This window comes from Gemmatimonadota bacterium (assembly GCA_009841265.1).
Classification (GTDB): Bacteria; JAAXHH01; JAAXHH01; order JAAXHH01; family JAAXHH01; genus JAAXHH01.
On record VXMB01000007.1, the window covers coordinates 690,678 to 714,186 of the forward strand.

Annotated in this window: 20 protein-coding genes; 7 read left to right on the top strand and 13 right to left on the bottom strand. The window is 56.0% G+C overall.

What is annotated here, in order from left to right:
* Positions 1–51 precede the first annotated feature (51 nt).
* Positions 52–753, top strand: coding sequence for a glycosyltransferase family 2 protein (locus F4X08_04870; GenBank protein MYD25125.1), 702 nt, complete (start codon positions 52–54; stop codon positions 751–753).
* A 20-nt stretch (positions 754–773) separates the two neighbouring features.
* Here the strand turns inward: F4X08_04870 and F4X08_04875 are convergent, their stop codons facing one another.
* Positions 774–1,946, bottom strand: coding sequence for a cysteine desulfurase (locus F4X08_04875; protein MYD25126.1), 1,173 nt, complete (start codon positions 1,944–1,946; stop codon positions 774–776).
* A gap of 225 nt (positions 1,947–2,171) precedes the next feature.
* On the opposite strand from F4X08_04875, the gene F4X08_04880 reads away from it, so the two are divergent.
* Genes F4X08_04880 through F4X08_04905 form a run of 6 tightly spaced genes read left to right on the top strand, consistent with a single transcriptional unit; the run spans position 2,172 to position 11,026 of the window.
* Complete coding sequence (locus tag F4X08_04880; protein ID MYD25127.1) at positions 2,172–3,110, top strand: DUF4007 family protein; 939 nt, start codon at positions 2,172–2,174, stop codon at positions 3,108–3,110.
* 18 nt (positions 3,111–3,128) lie between these two features.
* The gene (locus F4X08_04885) at positions 3,129–6,515 is read left to right on the top strand and encodes an ATP-binding protein (protein MYD25128.1); all 3,387 of its coding nucleotides are present in this window, start codon (positions 3,129–3,131) and stop codon (positions 6,513–6,515) included.
* Positions 6,512–7,354, top strand: a complete 843-nt coding sequence (locus tag F4X08_04890; protein ID MYD25129.1) for a phosphoadenosine phosphosulfate reductase family protein — start codon at positions 6,512–6,514, stop codon at positions 7,352–7,354. The genes F4X08_04885 and F4X08_04890 overlap by 4 nt, the downstream gene beginning before the upstream one ends.
* Positions 7,355–7,394: 40 nt before the next feature.
* Entirely contained in the window at positions 7,395–7,847 is a 453-nt protein-coding gene (locus F4X08_04895) for a hypothetical protein (GenBank protein ID MYD25130.1), read from the top strand.
* 16 nt (positions 7,848–7,863) lie between these two features.
* Positions 7,864–9,282 carry a DGQHR domain-containing protein gene (locus F4X08_04900; GenBank protein MYD25131.1) on the top strand — a complete coding sequence of 473 codons (1,419 nt, stop codon included), beginning with the start codon at positions 7,864–7,866 and terminating at the stop codon, positions 9,280–9,282.
* A gap of 55 nt (positions 9,283–9,337) precedes the next feature.
* Positions 9,338–11,026: a DEAD/DEAH box helicase gene (locus F4X08_04905; GenBank protein ID MYD25132.1), complete on the top strand. Its 1,689-nt coding sequence runs from the start codon at positions 9,338–9,340 to the stop codon at positions 11,024–11,026.
* Between the two features lie 79 nt (positions 11,027–11,105).
* On the opposite strand, the gene F4X08_04910 is transcribed toward F4X08_04905, so the two are convergent.
* From F4X08_04910 to F4X08_04965, 12 genes are all read right to left on the bottom strand, one after another.
* Entirely contained in the window at positions 11,106–11,957 is an 852-nt protein-coding gene (locus F4X08_04910; protein MYD25133.1) for a sulfurtransferase, read from the bottom strand.
* A gap of 57 nt (positions 11,958–12,014) precedes the next feature.
* The gene (locus F4X08_04915) at positions 12,015–14,120 is read right to left on the bottom strand and encodes a hypothetical protein (protein ID MYD25134.1); all 2,106 of its coding nucleotides are present in this window, start codon (positions 14,118–14,120) and stop codon (positions 12,015–12,017) included.
* Positions 14,121–14,294: 174 nt separating this feature from the next.
* Entirely contained in the window at positions 14,295–14,735 is a 441-nt protein-coding gene (locus F4X08_04920; GenBank protein ID MYD25135.1) for a (2Fe-2S) ferredoxin domain-containing protein, read from the bottom strand.
* The gene (locus tag F4X08_04925) at positions 14,732–16,264 is read right to left on the bottom strand and encodes a PepSY domain-containing protein (protein MYD25136.1); all 1,533 of its coding nucleotides are present in this window, start codon (positions 16,262–16,264) and stop codon (positions 14,732–14,734) included. The genes F4X08_04920 and F4X08_04925 overlap by 4 nt, the downstream gene beginning before the upstream one ends.
* Entirely contained in the window at positions 16,261–17,307 is a 1,047-nt protein-coding gene (locus F4X08_04930) for a PQQ-binding-like beta-propeller repeat protein (GenBank protein ID MYD25137.1), read from the bottom strand. Before F4X08_04930 ends, F4X08_04925 begins: the two co-directional genes overlap by 4 nt.
* On the bottom strand, positions 17,295–18,641 hold the full coding sequence (locus F4X08_04935) for a GTP-binding protein (protein MYD25138.1): 1,347 nt from the start codon (positions 18,639–18,641) through the stop codon (positions 17,295–17,297). Before F4X08_04935 ends, F4X08_04930 begins: the two co-directional genes overlap by 13 nt.
* 10 nt (positions 18,642–18,651) lie before the next feature.
* Positions 18,652–18,957 (bottom strand): nitrate reductase, encoded by a 306-nt coding sequence (locus tag F4X08_04940; protein ID MYD25139.1) that lies wholly within the window; start codon positions 18,955–18,957, stop codon positions 18,652–18,654.
* A gap of 40 nt (positions 18,958–18,997) precedes the next feature.
* Positions 18,998–20,218, bottom strand: a complete 1,221-nt coding sequence (locus tag F4X08_04945; GenBank protein MYD25140.1) for a GTP-binding protein — start codon at positions 20,216–20,218, stop codon at positions 18,998–19,000.
* A 111-nt stretch (positions 20,219–20,329) separates the two neighbouring features.
* Positions 20,330–20,791 carry a transcriptional repressor gene (locus F4X08_04950; protein MYD25141.1) on the bottom strand — a complete coding sequence of 154 codons (462 nt, stop codon included), beginning with the start codon at positions 20,789–20,791 and terminating at the stop codon, positions 20,330–20,332.
* A gap of 17 nt (positions 20,792–20,808) precedes the next feature.
* Positions 20,809–21,711: a metal ABC transporter substrate-binding protein gene (locus F4X08_04955; GenBank protein MYD25142.1), complete on the bottom strand. Its 903-nt coding sequence runs from the start codon at positions 21,709–21,711 to the stop codon at positions 20,809–20,811.
* Positions 21,712–21,737: 26 nt separating this feature from the next.
* Positions 21,738–22,604, bottom strand: coding sequence for a metal ABC transporter permease (locus F4X08_04960; GenBank protein ID MYD25143.1), 867 nt, complete (start codon positions 22,602–22,604; stop codon positions 21,738–21,740).
* A 49-nt stretch (positions 22,605–22,653) separates the two neighbouring features.
* Positions 22,654–23,403 carry a metal ABC transporter ATP-binding protein gene (locus F4X08_04965; GenBank protein MYD25144.1) on the bottom strand — a complete coding sequence of 250 codons (750 nt, stop codon included), beginning with the start codon at positions 23,401–23,403 and terminating at the stop codon, positions 22,654–22,656.
* Positions 23,404–23,509: the final 106 nt, after the last annotated feature.

Below are 23,509 nucleotides of genomic sequence, written 5' to 3' on the forward strand. Positions count from 1 at the left end.
CGGATCGAAAGGGATTTTGAGGGGCCAGATATGGCGATGCCGGATAGGGCGATGCCGGTGGACGGTCGGACCATCGTGGTCATCATACCGGTCCTGAACGAGGAGGACTCGATCGGGCTGGTCCTGGCCCATATCCCGGCGGGGATGGCCGCGGCCGTGATCGTGGTGGACAACGGGTCGACGGACCGGACGGCAGCCGTGGCTTCGGAGGGTGGCGCCGTCGTCGTGAGCGAGCCCCGGCGCGGCTATGGCGCGGCCTGCCTGCGCGGCATGGCCGCGGCCGCCCGGTTCGCCCCGGACGTCATCGTGTTCCTGGACGGCGACTACAGTGACTACCCGGAAGAGATGGCGGACCTGGTGCGGCCGATCTTGGACAAAGGATACGACATGGTGATCGGATCGCGGATGCTGGGCCGCCGTGCGCAGGGATCCATGCCGGTCCAGGCCGTCATCGGGAACGTCCTCGTACCGCGAATTATCCGGTGGCTCTACGGCCATCGGTACACCGACCTCGGCCCGTTCCGGGCCATACGCTACGACCGGCTGCTCGAACTGGAAATGGCAGATCAGAACTTCGGCTGGACCGTCGAGATGCAGATCAAGGCGGCGCAGAAGGGATATCGGACTCTTGACGTGCCCGTCAGCTACCGGCGCAGGGTCGGCGTTTCGAAGATTACGGGCACGTTGTCCGGGGCGGTCCGGGCAGGCGTGAAGATCCTGTGGGTGACGTTCAGGTATGCGGTGGGAAAGTAGAGATTTCGGTTACTGCGACGTCAGGAGGCGTGGTCAATCGCGAGATTCGTAAGGGCATTTCCGACCATTTCAGTAGCCTTCTCTATTTCGTCATCGGTTGTGAAACGTCCGAAACTGAAGCGGATGGAGGCTTCGCTTTGTTCAGCGGTCAGGCCGAGAGCTCGAAGTACATGGGACGGTTCGGGAATGCCCGAAGAACATGCAGCACCAGTGGATGCGGCAAGTTTCGGTTGTAATGAAGCTAAGATATCACGGGCGTCGTATCCATCAAATCGAATGTTTGCATTGCCCGGATGTCTGTGGTCGGTCGAAGGGCCGTTTACTTCAATGGTGAGTCCAGATTCTTTCAGCAGTGCGATGAACAAATCTCGTTGGCGTGCAATTCGATTTCGTTCTTCACCTCCTTCGGCGACGATCAACTCCGCTGCCGCTGCCATGCCAACGCAAAGAGGTAATGGAACTGTTCCAGATCGAAGGCCATCTTGTTGCCCTCCACCATAAAACAAGGGTTCAATACGGTCATGTATGTCACGACGAATAAAGAGAGCCCCAATACCTTGAGGTCCGTACATCTTGTGACCAGAGAGGCTGATGAGGTCGGTGTATGTTGCTAAGTGCTCAAGATTCATCCCACAGGGTGCTTGTGCGGCATCGCAGTGATAAAAAGCACCATATGACTTTACTATATCGGAGATCGACTGAATGTCCTGGATCGTCCCCACTTCGTTGTTTACCGCCATTACAGAAACCAGGAGTACATCATTTGCTAAACGTTCCTCCAGTTCGGCGAGGTCGAGGTATCCATCATTGTCGACCGAAATGGTCTCTACGACGAATCCCTCATTCGAGGACAGTTCTCTTGCGGCACCTAAAACGCACTTGTGCTCTATCGCACTGACAAGAATTCGACGACGCGTATTTGCAGCGTGGCGTGCCAATCCCAACAGTGCAAGGTTGTTCGCTTCTGTCGCACCTGAGGTAAAGACGATTTCGTCGCCGTCGGATCCGACAATTGAAGCAATAGCACTCGTTGCGGCTTCGACCGCCGAATCGGCACGCCAACCAATGGCATGATCGCTAGAATGTGGATTACCGAAGGAATCGCCCCAAAACGGGGACATCCGTGCGAGGACCCGAGGATCAACCGGCGAGGAAGCTTGATAGTCTGCGTAGATGGTGTCGGAGTTTAGCATGTCAGATTACTACAATGAGTCAGAAAATCAACGACAAAACACAGCTTTATGAATCACCTATTCGGATTTAGATTGTCCGAGCAAATCAGCGGTGTATAATACTATATACTACAACACATATGTATTGTCAATTTGCTACGATTTCCCCACGAACTCGGTCCATCCAGGTAGTGTAGTCCTGAAAGGCCTTGATCAAACCAGAACACCGTTTTTCGGGAATAGCGCATGAATAGAGGCCCTCTCTACGACACCACTTATAGACCCCAACTGTCCGGGCACGAAACGTTCCCGCTACGGTACGGCTGGCTGAAGAAAGCCTACGATGCCGTCAAGATGGCCGAGGACACCGAAGATGATGTTTCGGTGTTCTCAGCAGATGACGCTATCGCCCGATTTGGAGTCGGTAAGAACATGGTGGCCTCAATGAGGCACTGGGCGATTGCAGCTAGGGTTATTGAAGAAAAATCGGGTCGTCAGGTCACTACATCACTCGGATACGTGCTGTTCGATGAATCCGATGGATTAGACCCCTATATGGAAAACCTCAATACATCATGGTTGATTCACTGGAAACTATGCAGTCACCCGGCTAAGACATCCTGGTATTGGGCGTTTAACTACTATCCTGCTCTAGATTTCCATCGCGACATTATTGCAAGGAACATTGCAACGCTCGCCAATGACCGTGGATGGTCCAGGGCTTCGCAGGCTACGATCAAGAACGACGTAGCGTGTTTTGTACGTACCTATGTTGCCCACACGCCAAAGGGAAATGCTAGCCACGAGGACAGTTTGGAATCGCCGCTTTCAGAACTTGGATTAATCAAGTCCCGTGAAGACCACCATGGTTTAAGGTTCGTTCGAGGTCGTAAACCGTCGCTTGGGCTCGGCGTATTCACATTTGCAGTCACCGAATTCTGGATAAGCCGCTCTCCTTCAGCGCGAACGCTCTCGTTTGAAGCGCTTGCCCACGAACCGGGCAGTCCAGGTCGGGTTTTTCAACTGGACGAAAATGACTTGGTGGAACGTTTGTATGCACTTGAGGACTCGAGTCAAGGTCGGTACACCTGGTCAGAAACAGCCGGATTGAAGCAGATCGTACGCGATTTTGAATTCGATGAGATCGACGAAACGGATTTTATCAGGTTAGACTATGGAACGTAGTTTAAAGGAAACTGATTAATGGCACTTGCCGATCATGTACATATCTCTCGCCGGTTTCAACGTTCGATCCGCATTGACACGGATATTGGCGATCCAGCGGCGTTAGAAGGATTCGTCTGCCCTAGATCGTATGCCGAAGTCTTAGAAACCATGGCAGAGCACATCGACGACAACGGTCAAGGTGCGTTCACATGGACTGGACCCTACGGCAGTGGAAAATCCAGTCTTGTGGTTGCACTTTCCGCTGCACTAAAGAGAAAGCAGCGTAACTCGGATCTTACGAATCAGATTCTTGGCGAGCGAACATATGAGAATATTCGTAGAACGTTAAAACCTCGGACCAGAGGCTGGCGTGTTTTGCCAGTCGTTGGTCGCCGAGATCGTCCGGCGCAGGTCATCGGAGAAGCGATTAGGTCAAGTAAACTGAGCACCGGTCCAAAGACGAAGAAATGGACCGATGGATCAGTCCTCGACACAATTGAAGAGATTGCCAACAGTGACCGACAAATTTACGGTGGCCTGCTTGTTTTCATCGATGAGATGGGGAAATTCCTTGAGGGCGCCGCGAACGACAATACCGATCTTTTCCTGTTTCAGGAACTTGCAGAACGGGCTTCCAGGAGTGGCAGACGGCTCATCGTCGTAGGGATCCTGCATCAAGCATTCGAGGAGTATGCCCACCGTCTTACCCGAGAAACGCGCGACGAGTGGTCGAAAATCCAGGGACGATTCGTAGACCTTGCGGTTAACGTTGACCGGGATGAACAAATAGACCTGATCAGTCGTGCGATCGTATGTGACCACAGGCCCGACACTGCGAGAATTGCTGCAGTAAATACAGCAGCCCTTGTAAAACGAGATACAGTACCTGACTTCGAACGGACGCTTGAGAAATGTTGGCCCCTGCACCCTATTGTCGCCTGTCTGTTAGGTCCCATATCACGCCGACGATTTGGTCAGAATCAACGCAGCATATTTGCGTTTCTCAATTCCGCCGAGCCGTTCGGTTTCCAGGATTTCCTGAGAATCGCTGAACATCAAGCAGTCTACGGACCCGACAGGCTTTGGGACTACCTACGGGTAAATCTTGAACCATCTATCTTGGCATCACCTGACGGACATCGTTGGGCCCTTGCTGCTGAGGTTATCGAGCGATGCGAAGCAGTAGGTGGCGACAACTTGCATCTACGTATCCTTAAAACACTGGCAGTAATCGGTATGTTCCAAGACCGGTCTGCATTGAGCGGAAGTCTTGATCTGCTGAAGCTTGTATACCCAGATGATACCGCTGAAATCGAGAACAAACTAGAGGATCTTGATAGATGGTCATTTGTCATCTATCGAAAGTTCTCGGACTCGTTCTCCATATACGAAGGAAGTGATTTCGAAATCGATACCGCTGTAGAGGCAGCTTTACAGAACATTGGAGAGATGAACGCGTCAGTATTCAGAAAACAGTTCGTATTTCAACCCATCATTGCGAAACGCCACTATCACGAGACTGGTGCCTTGCGCTGGTTCGACACGACAGTTTTGCCTTTGGCTGAAGCTGACCGAGCGGCTAGTGAGTACCAGCCCAGGAACGGCGCTATCGGATGTTTCATCCTGGCAGTCTCAACTCAATCAGAGTCAGAAGAGTTTGCAAAAAAGGTCTGTGAAGAGATCGTTCAACAATCAAGGGATTGTGACATCGTCGTAGGTCTTTCCCAGCACAGTGGTGAGATCCCTACACAGTTGCGCGAACTCGTGGCATTGGAATGGGTCCGGGACCAGATGCCCGAACTCCAGGGAGACCGGGTTGCACGGATGGAAGTTCAAGCGCATATTGACGAATTGCAGAATCGTTTGTCTGATACGTTTGATCAAGCATTTAGAGATGCACTGTGGTATCGTAATGGCGCTGCCCCAGTCGAGCTTCCGTACACCAGACTGAACATGGTCGCATCTAATCTAGCAGACAGTCGTTACAACAGTGCTCCTCGTATATTTAACGAGCTTCTTGGCCGGACGAAATCATCCAGCAGCGCTGTTGCCGCAAGAAATACTTTGATTCGGCTCATGGTAGCCAATGAAGGTAAAGCCCGACTAGGTATTGAAGGGTATCCTGCGGAAGGAGGGCTTTTTGCCTCGGTGTTGGCAGCTACCGGTTTGTACCATGAGACGGATGTTGGTTGGCGATTTGTGGCTCCTAGTAACGAGAGTGACGATCCGGCTCGGTTGTGGACGGCTTGGAATGCTGCGTTAGGTTTTTTGACGGCAAACTCTCATCGAGGAGTCACCGTGGAAGAGATTCATGAAGTGTGGCGACGACCTCCATTCGGTATAAAGGAAGGACTATTGCCGGTGCTTTCCGTCGCTTTCTACATTACGAATCAGCGTAACCTGGCATTCTATCGTGATGGGTTGTTTCAGGTCAGAATCTCCGAATTAGATGTGGATTTTCTGGTTAGGGATCCGGCAGACATCCAGCTACGATGGATGGAACTCTCAGATACTTCGCGCACCCTTCTTGCCGATTTGGCTCAGGTTGTTCGCGAATTGGATGAAGAAAACCCACTGACCCATCTTGAACCCCTGGATGTAGCTCGTGGCCTGGTAGCGATATATGATCAGTTACCTCCGTGGGTCGGTCGAACCCAGCAACTCTCATCCAACGCCAAACGCATAAGACAGTTGTTTAAGCTAGCTAATGACCCGAACAGGCTGATCTTCGACGACATTCCTAGCGTGAATGATGGAGATGATTCAGGTGAAGGTCACGCTGGACGGCAGACCGCGATTCTTGTGGGTGAGGGGTTGCGGGAGCTGAAGGTTGCGTATCCCACAATGCTGAATCGACTTCGAGATTTACTACTTGGCGAACTTCGCGTTCCCAATACCTCGGCGTCCATGCTCTCCGAATTACGCGATCGTGCCGAAAACATTCGTGAAGTCAGCGGAGATCACCGTTTGGAAGCCTTTATTATTCGACTCGCGAGATTCCATGGCAAGAATGCTGAGATAGAGGATCTCGCCGGGATGGCTGTCAATAAACCGACACGCAACTGGGTTGATTCCGATGTGGACAAAGCTGCGTTGCAACTTGCCGAATTGGCGGAGCAGTTCGTCCATACCGAGGCTTTTGCACGGGTTAAAGGCCGTCGGGACAAGAGACATTCAATGGCAGTGGTCGTTGACATCAGTCGCCGGGGGATGCCTCTTCATGATGAATTCGATGTCTCTGATATGGACGAGTCCGAAGTAGGGCAACTAATCGATCGCATCGATCACGTTCTAGATGAAAGCGGAGAGAAACGAAGGAATGTTATTCTTGCCGCACTTGCGAGTTTGATATCAAAACGGCTTGATCCCGGTGTTGAATCAAGACAATCGATGCAACCGAACGAAAGGAAAGAAGTGTCGTGAAGGCAGAATACGAAAATCGGCACGTACTCGGTCTTTCTGGTGGTCGGGATAGCGCTGCACTAGCCGTTTTTATGAGGCAGAACCTTCCGGATCTCGATATCGAGTACTTCTTCACCGATACAGGCAAGGAACTTCCCGAGGTTTATGAATTCCTGGTTAAACTTGAGGGGTTCCTGGGCAAGCCTATCGTTCGTTTAAATCCAGATCGTGACTTCGACTTTTGGCTCAAGCAATATAACGATTTCCTCCCGTCTCCTCAGACCCGCTGGTGTACCCGCCAGTTAAAGTTACGTCCTTTTGAGCAGTGGATAAAACCATCGCTAGACGCCGGCACGACGATTTACAGTTATGTTGCCATACGATCGGACGAACAATACCGGGACGGATACTCATCCAAACACGATAACCTGATCGTACAATTACCATTCAAAGATGCCGGTATAGATAAGTCAGGTGTATTGGAGATACTTGATGGCGTAGGGCTTGGACTACCCACATACTATGAGTGGAGGACACGCAGTGGGTGTACATTCTGTTTCTTCCAGCAGAAGATTGAGTGGGTACGACTCATGGAACGCCATCCTGAGTACTTTGAGGAAGCAAAGCGCTATGAAAAGACGGCGATGGACCACGGTTCACCGTTTACATGGAGTCAGGGCGAGTCGTTAGATGATCTGTCAAGACCAGAGCGTATCGCGCAGATCAAAGAAGACCACCAAAGGCGACTTGAACGAATGTGTGAAGTCCGCCAGGTAAATCCGCTCCGACCAGACGCAGAGCCAATAGACATTGATGATTTGTATGGGAAGTCCAAGGTGTGTCTAGCGTGTCATAAATAGTTTCTCACTATCGGCGACTGTAAACAAGAAGACAGGTGTTATGGAAAAGGGATGGTCAATTAACCAAGCTCACTGGAATGATCTGGATAAAGTCATTCCTAAATCTGAAGCGTGGACTTCCGTCCTACTTACTCCGATCGAAGATATCATGGTACCGGAAACTGCTGGAGTATACGCGATTTGTGTGCGTCCGCCTATTACCACCTTGACAGACTCAACGTCGTTTTTTAGTAGCCTTTCGACTCCCATATATATCGGTCAGTCGGGGATTAGCATTAAAAAACGATTCCTTCAACACTGTCAATCGCCAGCACCAACACTAAAGCTCGCTAAATATTGTTATGGAAAAGTGCAACTGATGTTTTGGTTCGTACCCTTGAGTAAAGAAAAAGTAAAGACCGTGGAGACGTTGTTGATCAGGTGTTTCGGTCCACCAGTCAATCAGGTTTCGGGAACGATTTCAGGATCTATTAAAAACCCGATTTCGGCATAAAGGAGTATAGACTCAGATGCAACTTTATCCTGCACTCAAAGCGCGTATGGGAAGTTGGAACTACTACATCGTAAAAATGCGAATGAGAGAAGTAGCTACCGAGGTCAAGTTTGGGTCGCAAGTACACAATGACTACACACTCGATGAAGCAATTCAACGCACGATAACGGAAAGTAGAGTGAAAAAGGAAATCGTCACGTATTTAAGAGGTCAAACTGACCGGTTTTTCTCATCACTTGTAGTCGCAGCTGTTGGAGGATCCCCCATGTTCTATCCAGTGAGCATAGCTGAGGATCCACGATTTCAGGTTTTCGCGGACGAGGAGAGCATTGAACAGTCTTTCGGAGTGTTGCGGTTCTCTGGAACTCAGGATTACTACGCTTTGGATGGACAACATAGATTAAAGGCAATAAAAACACTGTTGCAACCAGATGAAGACGAAACGGGATGGGTCGAACCTCCGGATGAGTTTGAAAATGAAGAAATCTCGGTATTGATGGTGATTCGTCCAGACTCAGCCGATGAAGCTGATTGGCTTGAGTCTTACCGTCGTCTGTTTTCAAGCCTGAATAGATATGCAAAACCTACCGATAATGATACCAATATCATCATGGATGAAGACGATCTATTCGCAATACTCACACGACGCCTAATTTCCACACATAACTTCTTTAAATCTAAAGGAAGGCATCAAGAATCAATTCGTATAAAGACTAAAGGGCGTCCACTCAGTGAAGGCACCCCTTACTTCACAAGTCTACAACAGCTTTACTTCCTAAATGAATTGTTACTTACAACCCAGATAAGGTACAATACCGGTTGGGGTCCTGGCCCTGAATCAGAAAGGGTAGAAAAAGTAAAAGAGTTTAAACGGTTTAAGCCTGAGGAAGAATACTTAGATGAGCTGTATTATGAACTAGTACTTTATTGGGACGCAATCATCGACACCATATCTGATCTTCGAACATTACATCCGATTGATGCCAGAAACCACCAAGCAGATGGATCGGGTGACGAGATTGCGGATAACGCACTTTTCTGGCCAAATGGCCAGGAAGTTCTGATTAAAGTTGCGAGAGCTTTGCTCGATCGACAACCATCTCCCGATGTACTTACTATTGAGAAAGCGAAATCCGCGCTAAATCCACTGGAAAAAGTGGACTGGAGGCTACACAACGTACCTTGGCGTGGACTGTTACTGGTATACGCATCTGATACAAAAAAATGGTCCATGAGGAGCGAAGATCGAAAGAATGCGATAGATACTGCGATTCTACTACTTCGCTGGATTACGGGAATCTCACAGCTAACCGAACAAGAAGAGAATCAAGTTAAAGAACAATGGAATGCAAGATTGGGGCCTCTACCTGAGACTGATAATACAGAGGCGTTGTGGGAGCAAATTCAGCAACAGTGTCAATTAGTAGCAGAATGATGTACGGATTCTGTCATAGATCACCTAATTGCAGTGGAAGCATGTGTGAGGAAGCATGGAAACTAGTACGGAGTTATTCAGATGGGAAGATCACAGTCTAATCGTTAATCATTTAAACGATGGTAGTCGGAGTACATTAGAAGTTTCGTTAGAATCGAACCAAGAATCGCTCCAACACGAACGTTCGGTCTCAGAGCCAGGAAAATTGAGTCGCGCCGCGAGCATATTGCTTACTTTAGACGCGAATCGTGCTAGGGGTGTAAAACAAGGAAAAGTCGTTAGGATAAGCGTAACGAAACCCCACACTCGGCAACCAACTAGGCTGAGTAGTGCAAAGCAAGCTTTGGCGTTACGTCCAACCGTTCAGGAATTAATCGCCCCACTCTTGTACGACCGAATTTCTCATTCAAAACTTAGGCCGTTTCAGGAAACTGGTGTTAATTGGTTATTAAATCACCGAGTTGGGATTCTTGCCGATGATATGGGGCTAGGTAAGACTGCTCAAGCGCTTGTTGCAGCAGAGCATTTAATCACCCAAGGTAATATACAAAGCGCCCTCGTTACATGTCCTAAATCACTACTTGCTAATTGGGAAGTAGAATGTGGAAGATGGGTACCCGGGCTAACAGTCTTACGTGTAATGCCACGTAAAGACCAATCAGACAAAGTCTGGTCTGCTATACTTGGAAGATCACATGTGATAGTAACAAGCTATGAGCAGTTACGCACATTACCTACCCCATTGTTATCAACGAAACTGGACCTGGTGATCGCGGATGAAGCCCACAGGCTAAGACGGTCACAAGCGAAACTTGTTAAATCATTTCGGTTAATGGTAATAGACCGCATGTGGGCATTAACGGGAACCCCTATTGAGCGACACGAGGTTGATTTAGCGACTCTACTTTCTCTGTTGGAACCAACGAGATTTTCGGCTCAGACTGCCAATTTTGGTCATACTGACCTTAGAGCTCAGGCGCGACCCTACATCCTTCGCAGGATGAAGAGGGATGTCCTTAGTGAATTACCACGAGTGATTGATACCAAGGAAATGTTGGAACTAACTCCCACGCAAAAACAAAAATACACGTCTGTGATGTCAAAACCACTGTCTTTGGATGTAAGTGAAGTTCTAAAAAGATTCACTGTTTTGCGCTCGATTTGTGATGTTGATCCTCGAACCGGTTCTAGTTCTAAACTAGATAGAATAGTTGAAATCCTGCATTCCGTGCGAGAAGCCGACGAAAAGGCAGTAGTTTTTTCTTATTTGTTACAACCATTGGAGATACTTGAGTCTCGAATTAAACGAATGAAATCTAAATTACAGGCAGTCGTTCTTACCGGGAAGCTCACAGCAGGAGACAGGGAACGTGTTCTTCGACAGTTTCGAAACGACAGCGATATTGTTGCCTTACTGTGTTCTAGTCGAGTTGGAGGGGAGGGTCTGACTTTAACAGAAGCCAATCATGTGTTGTTCATAAACGAGTGGTGGAATCCATCCGCAAACTCGCAAGCCCGGGATAGAGTCGTACGGTTAGGGCAGGAACGAATAGTTCACATTCATAGGTTTCGGTGCGAAGGTACCTTAGAGGAAGCACTTGAACAGATCCTCAAACGTAAGAGCGACGCATTCACTAATATCCTTGACGCACTCGTTGTTGGTGAGACTCCGACTTCTTCGAGACACTTAGAGATATTAGGAAAAGAACTAAGAGGGGAACTTTTAAAACACGGTACAATATAATGAAGTTTCCGTTTTTCAAGTCTCTAGTGCAGTCGTTTTGTATTAACTCACTGCCAGCACGAAAAAACAAATTTCGCGATCACCCCTCCCCCGCCCCGATCGGCCGGTCCTCGTCGGTAATCCATTCGCTCCAGGAACCGGGGTAAAGCACGGCGTCCCCCAGGCCCGCGTGGGCGATGGCGAGCAGGTTGTGGCAGGCCGATACGCCCGATCCGCAGTAGTTTATGGCGTGGTCGACCGGCACGCCGCCGAATAGCCCTTCAAATCTCCGTCTCAGTTCCTCCGGCGACCGAAAGCATCCATCTTCCCCCAGGTTAGCATCGAATGTCGCGCATGTGGCGCCCGGGATATGGCCGGCCACGGGATCAATGGGTTCCTGTTCGCCCCTGAAACGCTCCGGCGTGCGGGCGTCCAGGACGGCCCAGGTCTCGTCCTTCCGATGACGGTCGACGCCTTCCACGTCGGTGACCAGGTGTGCCCTAACGTTGGGCACGAAGGTGCGCGGCCCAACTCCCGGAACATCTCGCGTCACCGGTAGTCCCGCCCCGGTCCACGCCGGCCAGCCCCCGTCCAACACGGCGACGGCGTCGTGGCCCAGCCAGCGGAGCATCCACCACACCCTGGCGGCCACCGAACCACCCGCACCGTCGTAGACCGCGACCTGCATGCTTTCGTCGATCCCGAACTGCGAGAAAATCTCGGTGGCGCGCTCCACCGAAGGCAAGGGATGCCGGCCGGTCACTCCACGCACGATGGGACCGGAGAGGTCGTCATCCAGGTGAGCGTATACGGCTCCGGGCACATGGCCCTCGCCGTACTCACGGGCGCCCTGGCCAGCGTCGGCCAGGGAGAACCGGGCATCGATCACGCGCCAGTCCGGGTCCTGGTGATGCCGGTTCAGCGTGTGTACGTCGATGAGTGTGGTATGCATTTCCACCTCCGTTGGGCGGACTACGCCAGTCTTCTCACCTTCGATTCGCCGTATTAATCAGCTGCCGCCTGCCTGTTCCTCGTGCTCGTATACGATCCGGATCGCCCGGATGTTCGCGATCTTGAATGCGTGCACGTCGCCCTCGGGTATGCGGTGCGCCTCGATGAAGGGCGTGCCCCGGGTCCGTTCGATGCGGATGGGTTTGATCCGGTGCAGGAAGCTGCGGCTTCGGTTGCCCAGGTAGTATTCGATGACGGCCCGGTGGTTGTTTTTCACCGCCATTTCCAGGAGTTCTTCGGTCTGCCCGGGAGACAGGTACTGCAGGTTGGCGGCCTGCTCGATGTGCGAGGCGTTCCGGTCGGCCCCGCCCGATCCCCGGTGCAGTTTAAATCCGGGCAGGCAGTCCCCGAATCCGAGGACTGGTTTCCGTTCGGATTCAGGGGGTGTACGCTCCGTACCGTCCGTGGGTGGATCGTTTCGGTCGGAATGAACACTTCGGCCGGGATGAACGCTTCGGCCGGGTTGACCGTTCTGCTCCCGCGGTTCTTTCAGGTCTGTCCTCGGTCCGTTCCCGTTGCCGGACCGGGCACGCTTTACCGCATCTTCGGCGTTGGGACCCGAATCGGTCCCTGCGGGTCCGACGATCCCCGACCTCGGCATGTAGCCCTGTTTCTGCAGCAGGTCCATCAGCTCCCGGTACGTCTTGCGCTCCACGATGAGCGCGTCGGGCGCCACCTCGCCCTTGATATATGGCGCGAGCTCCCCGTGGGCCTTGATATGGCTGGCGATCTCGGCGCTGGCGGTCCGGAGGAGGAAAGTCTCCATGAAATACACCTGGCCGTACGCATCACCCCACGACTGGATCGAGTACGCAACGTTCTGCGGCACGTCCTTCTCGGAATGGTCCGCAAGGAAACCGTTGACGTCCGCGCCGGACATGTCCGTGTTGGCGGCCCGGTAGATGGTATCGCGGGTAACCCGGTAGGTCAGGGTGAGATCGACCGTCTCGAGGTCGGCGAAACGTTCGAGTTTTTCACGGATGTTCAAGTCCAGGTCCCGGGGCGCGATGATCTCGAAGGTGGGCTGGACGACGAACCGCGTGCTCCAGGCCTGCTCGTCTGGCCAGTCCTCCCCGCCGAACACGTGCCGTCCCGCCGGCGTGATCATAAGGCCGCCTCCGGCCCCGTTCTTGCCGTCATACTGACGCAGGAGACCGATCCATTCGAGCTCGCGCAGAGCCGCGAGAATCTCCGCTCTTTCCTCGTCACTGAAGGCATCCGTCCGCACGTGGGGAGATGAACAGGTCAGCACGCAGCGTAGTACCTGGTCCAGGTCCACCTGGGCGAACCCCACACACAGTTGAAGGATACCCGGTAGTGCGGATATCGCGGGGGAACGCGCCCGGTCCCGTGCGTGCCAGAAGGACAACAGGTTCGCCAGTTTATCGGTGGTGGGCAGCTCAAGCCAGGATTCGAATTCGCGGTCGGCGCGAAGGCGGCCGTCCTCTATGCGCGTCAGTCCGCGCCACTGCGCATAGTCCATGACGAAGCGCATCTGCCCGGTGATCTCCTCCGCTGAATCCGGCAGCCCGTTCATCGCGGCTTCCTGCCGTTCCACCATGGCATCGAGCGCCCGTTTGTACGGCAGGCCTCGGTCCGTGAGCCGCGCCGGGTTGTGCCGAAGCCCGTTTACGAGGGCGAAGACGTTTCGGACCGCGGTGAGATCCCGGCTTTCGTCGTCTTCCGATTTCCCTGCTTCCGTCGAGAAAAACCCCGCCAGCCGGTCCGTGAAATTGCGGATCAGCATGTCGCGGAGGTCTTCCGGAACGGTGAAGTCGACCGTGCGGTACGCTGGCCGCCGGCCGATTACGAGCCCCCGGTTCAGCAGTCCGTGGAGTTGTTCGATCAACCCGTCGTTGGAGGGTTTCCTCGTGTCGTAGACCTGTCCCGCCTCTCCGGCGGAAAGCACGGCCAGCAGGATCTCCCGGGCCTCTTCGCTCAGATCGTCCACGCACTGATCGATGTACCCCGGCTGGAAGATCTGGTCCATGATTTCGCGGATCAGCCGGGCGCGGGAGATCATGCCGGGCTGCACGCCGAGGGTGACGGCCATGGATTTAAGGTCGCCCATGGGCAGGGCAGCGAGGTAATCCTGGAGGATCAAGGGTTCATTCCCACTCGATGGCAAACGAGCGATGCTTGCACTGCGAATTCAGTGATTTACGTGCTTGTGGCCGGAGCGAACGGGGTCGAAAATCTGCCGTGGAAGGCCGCCGTAAAGTACCATGGCATCCGCAAAAGTGGCATTCCTATAGACACAGGAAGTTATACAAGTCCACTAAACCGGGTCAACTCCATTCTCATGGTATTGGGAAATGGCGAACCGTTCAAACCGGTGGAGGTTCATTTCGGCAGGCAATTCGAGCAACACACCCGCATCCCGGGAGGCTTTGGCCCATGCCAGGAGCAAGTCGTAATGCCTTTGTTCCTGGAGGCCGCCAAACCACTGCATCCCCTCAGGCGAGATGACGCAGAAGACATTGGCCAGATCGCACGGACCAAGGCATCCGGAGATCGTCAATTGCAACGACCTGTTCAGTTTTTCTTCTTTCCACTGCTGCTTGAGCCAGTCGCGGGGAAACGGCGGGAACCCCTTGTCTGTCTGACCGCAGCAACAGCCTACGCAGCACACGACCTGGCCAAGAACGCGACCTCGGCCCGTAGCCAATGCGTCGTGTCTGCGGAGTGATTCGCGGATGCGTTGGGTCTGAGCGTTCATGCTTTATTCCCGCGATAACGTTTACGGATGCGAAGCACACGTCGCCAGGACACGATGACTGCGGTTGAAGAGAACAGGAAACCGGCGCTGCACAGCACGATCACCACCGCATCCCAAACGGGGCGATTGTCGTTGAGAAAGCGGAAATCCAGGCTGTGCAGGCCGTTGTAAAGCCAGCGTTTCGCGCGTCCTGTTTCGGTGAGTTGATTAATCAGTTCACCGGTGGTGAGATCGACATGGAACCAGGTTGCGTTGGCATCATCGAAGCGCACCCGTAACACGGGCAGTGGACGCCAGCGCTGGTGATGGGAGTAATAGTAGTGATCGTAATCTGTAAGCCGTTCGATGGAGACGGTCCGGTGGCCTGCCATGACCCGCTTTATTTGTGCGAGGACGGATTTCTCGAGACTGCCCTGCTCCGATGGAGTCAGCCAATGACGTTGACCATCGCCGGTGACGGCATAGGCATAGGGTGAACCACCCAGCCATTCCCACACCAGTTCGCGCGTGTCTGTCGGGATATTCAGGCCTCGGCCGGGTGGCTTTTCCAGGCTGTGACCGAGTGAGGCGTAGACAGACCCCGTCAGGATGTCGCGGCCAACGGTGGCGCCGACGGTGGGCGTGTCTCTGTAGGCGGCGAGTCGATCGCCAAAAGGGATGTCATCGTCAAACACCCCCAAGGGGTTCATCGACAGAAGGCCGCTGAGCAGGAAGGTCGTCAGCGGTATCAGGAAAATCAACCCCAGCACATGGTGTAGTTTCAGCGTGCCCCGGTAGGGAGTCACATCTTTGCCGCGGTAACGCCTGCGAAACCTCAATCGCAGAAAGCCGATCACCGCACCGGTGACCATGGATACCAGGCCGGCGAGTGAGAGCACCACGACCACCCAGTGCCAGACAGAGACATGCTGGCGAAGCTGCACCGGGTAGATCCAGTGCAGGTTCGCCCCCAGCCAGTTCCAGCCGCGCTCCAGCGCATTAGTATCGCGTACCACTTCCCCGGTCACCGAAGAGACATACAGTTCAGTACCGGCCGGATCGTTCAATGCCACCGAGTGAAGCGGCCGATGAGGATGAAGGCTGCTGGACACGGACCACTGGTCCACGAGCAGGAGTGCCTGGTGCACCGGTTGTGTCGATGAGAGGCCGGTTGAGTGGGCATAAACGCGGCTTGCGTGAACGGCGTCTTCATCGTCTATCTCGCCGATCACACCGCCGTTGTCGGCAAACAGACCATGGTGGTTGCCATCGCCGGTACGCAGGAGCCAGGCGGGCCGTCCAAGTACGGTGGTAAGTCGCAGTTCCTCGATGGTCTGCGCCGGATCAAGGCACTGCAACAGTTCAGCAGGTCCGGTCCACAGTTTATCCGGTTCAAGTACCGGCAGCGCTGCGAGACGTTCCGCCCGTGTCAATTGCGGAAAACCTACATACATCATCACCACGCCGGAGAAGAACCACATGGCCACGAGCAGGCACATGCAGATCCCAAGCCAGCGGTGGCCGAGATAGAGCCAGCGTTTGTACTTCACCAGTTTTTCACTCGCCAGACCGTCACGCCGCCCTGCCCATCGAGCGCGGCGAGGGCACCCCCATCCGGCCGCCAGTACAATCCGGCGACGACATCCTCCACAACCCCCGACCCGATCAGATCGCCTTCTCCGTTTCGCTGAAGCGACCACGCAGCCACGGCCCCGTCGCGGCCTCCCGAGGCCAGGTGCATCGCGCCGGGAGCGAAGGAAAGTGACGTAATGAACTGAGCATGGTAGTCCAATACACCGGGCCGCGTGCCTTCCGGACCCCTTCCCTGGAAGCTCCAGACCGTCACCGCCTCCCCTCCGCCAGTGGCCAAAAGGGTGCCGGTGTCATCGAAGGCAAGGGCCGAAGGCTTGCCCGGATATCCGGACATCATGGAGTCCTTTCCCGTGTCGCGACGCCAGAAGTGCACCGAGTTGTCCTGGCTGCCGCAGACCACGATGCCCCCGTCCGGGCTCAATACCATCGACACCAGGGATCCCTGCCACTCCAGCTTCTGTTTAGGCTCGCCGGTGGTCGCGTCAAAGAACGTCACCCGACCGTAACAGGCCGTCGCCAGTTCCTCCGCGCTGGACCACGCGATCGCGCTGACGGTGCTGGGATGAGCGTCCGATCGCCAGACCTCCGTGCCTTCCACGGTATATACGTAAACCTGCCTTGAGCAGGAAACCGCCAGCCACTGGCCGTCCGGCGACCACGCCACGTTTTCCACCCAACTGTTACCGACGTCGATAGCCCGGCTTACCTGACTATCGGTGGCAGACCAGATTATGACTCGACCGTCCTGCCCGGCCGTAGCGAACGCGGTTCCGCCCGGGTGGATCGCCACCGCGAGCACACCGCCCTCATGGACCTCGTGGCTTGCCCACGCGGTCGCGCCGGACTTGCCGTCGAAGGCGTAGACGCTACCTGCGGTGTCGCCGACCACCAGCGCCTCACCGCGCAGTATCCAACCCCCGGCGATGGGGTAATCACCGACCGACGCAGACCAACCTCGGCGAATTACGCCGCCCGGGTTACCGTCGTTCAAACCAGACATGCATTGAACCCCTGTCGCATGTCCTGCTCATCGAGGTTGCGGCCGATAAAGACGAGTTGATTGTGGTGGGGATCATCCCCCCATTCTCGATCCGGCTGGCCGTCAAAGAGCATGTGAACTCCCTGGAAAACGAAGCGACGGGACTCGCCCGCGAGGCTGATGAAGCCCTTCATTCGGAAGATGTCCACCCCGCGTTCCATGAGCAGTGTACTAAGCCACTTGTTGAGCCTGTCGGGATCGACGTCGCCCTCCCGCTCGATGGCGATCGAACCTACTTCGTCGTCGTGCTCATGCTGCGCGACCCAGGTGCGCTCGACCTCCTGCGCGATGGTCACTCCGTCGGTGTTCCTCAGTTGGAGATCGAACTCTTCCGCGGTGTGCTGGGCGTAGAGGCCGACCCGCGCCGGCTTATCAACCTCCAGGATGAACGACTTGCGCCCCGTTGAATCGAGCTGGAGGTTCACATGCTTACCAATCGGTATTTCTTCGCCCGGGTCAATGTCCTCCGCAGGTTCGGCGTACCTTCGCACACACCACTCCGCGCCTTCGCGGAGGGCGGCGTCATCCGTGCCCTGGTCCGGCACGACGACGAGCGACATGGCCGGATCGGGTCCATCGGCCAGGCTGAGTTCGTACCGGCCGGTATCGAGCGAATAGACGCCGGACCATTCGAACGGGTATTCGGGCTCGAGGAAAGTGGGACGACGCTCGAGTACATCGTCCAGGTCGAAGGCTTCGAGGTTGAGTACCGTGTCGACGGGAACCTCCGCCCGCTCGCTGCGCACGACTTTGGCCATTCGGTTCATTTCCCGGAGACGGGTTTCGAGCCGGTCGAGTACCTCGTCGTCGACGAGGTCCGTCTTGTTGAGCACCAGGACGTCCGCGAAGGCGATTTGCTCGGTGCTTTCGTCGCTTCGACCGAGCTGTTGCTCGATGTGGGCGGCATCGACGAGCGTGACGATCCCGTCAAGGGCGTACTCGTCGCGGATTTCGTCGTCCATGAAAAAGGTCTGGGCCACCGGACCGGGATCGGCGAGCCCCGTGGTCTCCACCAGCACATAGTCGAACTTGTCGCGGCGCTTCATGAGATTGCTGAGTACGCGGATGAGATCTCCGCGCACCGTGCAGCAGATGCAGCCGTTCGACATCTCGAAGATTTCTTCGTCTGCGTCGATGACGAGCGCCTGATCGATGCCGACCTCCCCGTACTCGTTCTCGATCACGGCGATGCGCTTTCCGTGCTCCTCGGTCAGGATCCGGTTGAGCAGGGTCGTCTTCCCGGAGCCGAGGAAGCCGGTGAGGATGGAAACAGGTACTTTTTGCGGCGAGATCATCTGGTTCTCCTTAATGAGTTTGATGTGGATCGGGTACGGCAGTCAGGACGTCGAATCCCCACGCCTTGCAGACCTGGACCAGGTCTTCGGCGTCAACGGATTCAATGGACTTGTGCAGCTTGCACTGAAGCTGTGGCGCATCGGGCCGAAGCAGGCCGATCACGGTTTCGACAGGCGCGCAACCTTCTTCGAGACAAGCCAGTTCGGTGACCGTGACCGTCATGTCATCGGAAAGGCTCAGTGCTTCGCGCAATGCCTCCTTGATGTTTCGGACCCGTTCGCGGTCCGGGCGACGGGGTGACGTGTTGATCAACATGTGCTCTCCTTTTCCTGCGACAGGGGTGAGGCCGTTACGGTCATGCGGACTCCTCGGTCATCTGAAGTTCCGGAAAGGGGTTCCGGGCCTCTGCCCAGATCTTGCTGTCGGCGTCGGCGAGGTGCTCGTCGAGCAGGCACGCGTCGAGGCGAGCGCGTATCGCAGCCTCGTGCATCTGCTGGCCGATGAAGACGAGCTGCTGCGCGCGGTCGCCGAAGCGGGGATGCCAGCCCGGCTGCCGGTCAGGCCGCTGATCCTCCGGGTGGCCCCAGTGTTCTCGAGGCACGGCGGCCCACCACATCCCAAGGGGTTTCACGCTGCTGACGCCGCCGGCTTGCGCCCACTCGTAGGCGACCCGATGGTCCGCGGCGACCCAGAAGAAGCCCTTCGAGCGGAGCACGCCGGTCCAGTTCTCGTCTTCGTGCAGGAACGCCCACAGCTTCTCGGCGTCGAAGGGCTGCGACGTCCGATAGGTGAAGCTCGAGATCCCGTATTCCTCGGTCTCCGGCGTGTGCTCGCCCTGAAGCTCCTGAATCCAGCCGGCGGAGTTTTCCGCCTTCTCGTAGTCGAACAGGTTCGTATCAATCACGTTTTCGAGCGGGACCTGTCCGTGCGTTGTCCTGATGATCCTGGCACCGGGGTTGAGGGCATTCACGATGGCCTCGACCTGGAGCGCCTTTTCGCTGCTCACGAGATCGAGCTTGTTGAGCACGATGACGTTGGCGAACTCGATCTGGTCGATGAGCAGGTCGGTCACCGTCCGTTCATCCTCTTCGCCCAGCGACTCGCCGCGGTCCTGGAGCGCTTCGGCGGCGTTATAGTCCCGCAGGAAGCTCGCCGCGTCCACGACCGTGACCATCGTGTCGAGGCGCGAAATCTGACCCAGGCTCACGCCGTTCTCGTCTTCGAAGGTGAAGGTCTGCGCGACGGGAATGGGCTCTGAGATCCCGGTCGACTCGATGAGCAGGTAATCGAAGCGTCTTTCCTGCGCGAGTCGTGAGACCTCGGCGAGCAGGTCGTCCCGCAGCGTGCAGCAGATGCAGCCGTTCGTCATCTCGACCAGTTTCTCCTCGGTCCGTGAGAGTTCCGCGCCGCCGCGCTCAACGAGCGCCGCGTCGATGTTGACCTCGCTCATGTCGTTGACGATGACCGCGACGCGCAGACCTTCGCGGTTGTTGAGCACGTTGTTGAGCAGCGAAGTCTTGCCGGCGCCGAGAAAGCCGGATAGGACGGTAACGGGCAGTCTCTCTGACAGGGGCATAGCTGTTCCTTTATTCATAGGGCGGCAACATTGCCGGACGGCTGTTGTTAACCAATGCCATTCGCGGCAAGTTCATCTAGTTCGATCGTGTGGATACGATATGGATTCGTCTCAGGCGGGATCGTCTCTCTCCGAAATGCACTGCGCGCAGGTTCCCAGCAGTTCGACGACGGGCCGCCTGGTACGGAACCCTTTTTCATTGCCCGCCGCTTTCAGACTCATGGCCACGCTGGGGTCTTCAACCTCGGCCACCTCACCGCAGTCGTCACAGATCAGGAACTGGCTGGCGTGCGGATGATCCGGATGTGCGCAGCCCACATAGGCATTCAGGCTTTCGAGCTTGTGCACCAGGCCCTGCTCGAGCAGGAAATTCAGTGCCCTGTAGACCGTTGGAGGGGCAGGGTTCCTGACTACGTCACGCATGCGCTCCAGCAGGTCGTAAGCACTGAGCGGTTTTTCAGCCACGCACAGCAGTTGAAGCGCGGACTTGCGTTGTTCGGTCAGCCGCGCGCCGCGCTCTTGGCACAACGCCTCGGCTCGTTCCAGTACCTGGGAAAGCACTTTGTTATTCACAGGACTCTCCTTCCCGATCAATCGCCCAAGGCGGCGACCAGTGTTCGGATGTTGTGCAACATCATGCCAAGGTGAGTATCAGCCGGTCCACCCGCCTTCGACAGCGCGTCTGAATAAAGCGTGCCGCCGATCTGCGCGCCGGTTTCCCGGACGATCTGGTCGAGCAGGCGTCGGTCGGAGATGTTGTCGATGAAGACGGCCGGGATCTGTTCCCTGTTGATCTGACGTATTAATCTGGCCACGTCACCGGCGGACGGCTCCGCTTCGGTGCTGAAACCGACCGGGGCATGGAACTCGATGCCGAAGTCTGCCGACAGATAACCGAATGCGTCGTGGGAGGTGACCACCATGCGCCGTTCGGCCGGCAGCGAGTCGATCGTTGCGCGTACCTGAGCCTCGACAGCGTCGATCTCATCCATGTACTGCGCCGCGTTGCGGCGATAGATCTCGGCCCCCGCAGGGTCGACCGCGGCCAATCCGTCGGCGATGTTGCGGACATAGATCCGGGCGTTGGCCAGGCTCTGCCACGCATGGGGATCGATCTCGCGGTGGCCGCTTTCCCCTACCCAGAGAGGCTTGACGCCGGCGGTCGCCGTCACCACCCGTCCGTTGTACCCGGATGCCTTCGTCAGGCGGTCTATCCAGCCTTCAAAACCCAATCCATTGACGACCAGCAACCTGGCTTCGGCGACGGTCCGGGCGTCCGCCGGGGTCGGCTGATAGACGTGCGCATCTTCGCCGGGACCGACGAGGGTGGTGACGTGTACCCGATCACCGCCTATCTGCCGGACCATATCGCCCAGGATGCTGAACGATGCGACCACGTCGATGGAGGTGTCGACCCGTGCGGTACCCGCCCCTGACTCGGCGATCAAACAGGCGGCGAAGACGGAAGAGAGGATAAATCGTTTGAATATCATGATCATATACTGGTTCATACCTGGCATCATGCTTCCAGATGACGGCGTGGCCTGAGGTGCGTCATGATTACGCCGTCTGGTCCGAAAGACAGTGAGAACAGATAGAACGCGCCCGCCGTAAGGATGATGGCGGGGCCGGAAGGCAGACTGGCGTGATAGGACAACAACAGGCCGACATACCCGCCCAGAAAGGCCGCAAGCACACCGATGACCACAAGGGGCGTGAGATCACGCGTCCAGAACCGGGCGGCGGCGGCGGGTAGGATCATGATCCCAACCGCCATCAGGGTCCCCAGCGCATGAAATCCGCCCACCAGATTGAGGACCGCCAGCACGAGAAAGCTGTAGTGGCCCACAGGGCTCAGGGGACTCACCGATCGGAGAAAGCCCGGGTCGAAACACTCCATCACCAATGGCCGGTAGAGGACAGCGAGCCCTAACAGGGTGACCGTGGCGATGCCCGCAACCAGGTAAATGGCCGCATCGTTCAAAGCGAGCACCGTACCGAACAGAATGTGCAGCAGGTCGACGTTGCTGCCACGCGTCGAGACGATGACGACCCCTACGGCGAGGGAAATCAGATAGAAGGCGGCCAGGCTGGAATCCTCACGGGCCACGGTGGTGCGGGCCACCAGTCCGGAGAGCATGGCCACGGTCACCCCCGCGATCACCCCGCCGAGGGTCATGGCGCCGAGCGACAGCCCCGCCACGAGGTATCCAAGGGCCGCACCGGGTAGAATGGCATGGGCCATGGCATCCCCGGTCAGACTCATCCGCCGCAGGGTCAGGAACACCCCGATGGGGGTCGCCCCAAGAGAAAGGGCAAGGCAACCGACCAGGGCCCGGCGCATGAAGCCGAATTCGACGAAGGGGGCGATGACGGCATCGTACATTATACGCCCTCCACCGGAAGGTCCACCGGACGGGAAGGAACCCGGGCGATCATCTTACGCATAGGGCCGCTCCGTCGTCAAAGGCCTCGGTAAGCCGGCGCGCGTGATCGAGATTCGCCGGTGAAAGGACGTCCTCCGTCGGTCCAGCGGCGATCTGCTCGCGGGCCAGGAGAAGGGTTTCCGGAAACTCCGACCGGACCTGATCCAGATCGTGCAGGACGGCGACTACAGTCCGCCGCTCCCGGTGCCAGCGACGAATGAGCCCCTTGAGATCCCGCACCGTCGCCGAATCGATGGCCGTGAACGGCTCGTCCAGAAGAATCAATCGAGCGTCCTGAAGGAGCAGGCGGGCGAACAGGGCACGTTGCATCTGCCCCCCGGAGAGGGTGCCGATGGGGCGCCGTTCGAAACCACCCAGCCCCACGATATCCAGGGCCTCGCCAACCATCCGGTCGCCTTCCCTTCCAAATCGACGGGAAGCTCCCCTTTGCCGCCACAATCCCATGGCCACCACGTCGAAGACCGAAATCGGAAAGCTCCAGTCTATTTCGGTCTGTTGAGGGAGGTACGCGATTTCCGAGGTGTCGATTCCCGTCAACCTGATTTCGCCGCCAAGTGGCGCGAGTCTGCCGATGGTCCCTTTGAGTAGCGTCGATTTCCCGGCGCCGTTCGGTCCCACCACGGCGACGAGGGCCCCGGCACGGATGGCGTAATCGAGATGATGGACCGCGGGATGGCGGTCGTATCCGAGGGTCAGATTTTCAAAACGCAAGATCGTGCTGTCCATTGGCGCAATCATATCAGGGCCCAGGCGACTGCCAACCACAACAGTCCGGTGGCGACGCCGGCCAGCGCAAGGCGCGCTCCTATGCCGGCCCGAAGAGGTGAAAATCCAGCTTTGTTCA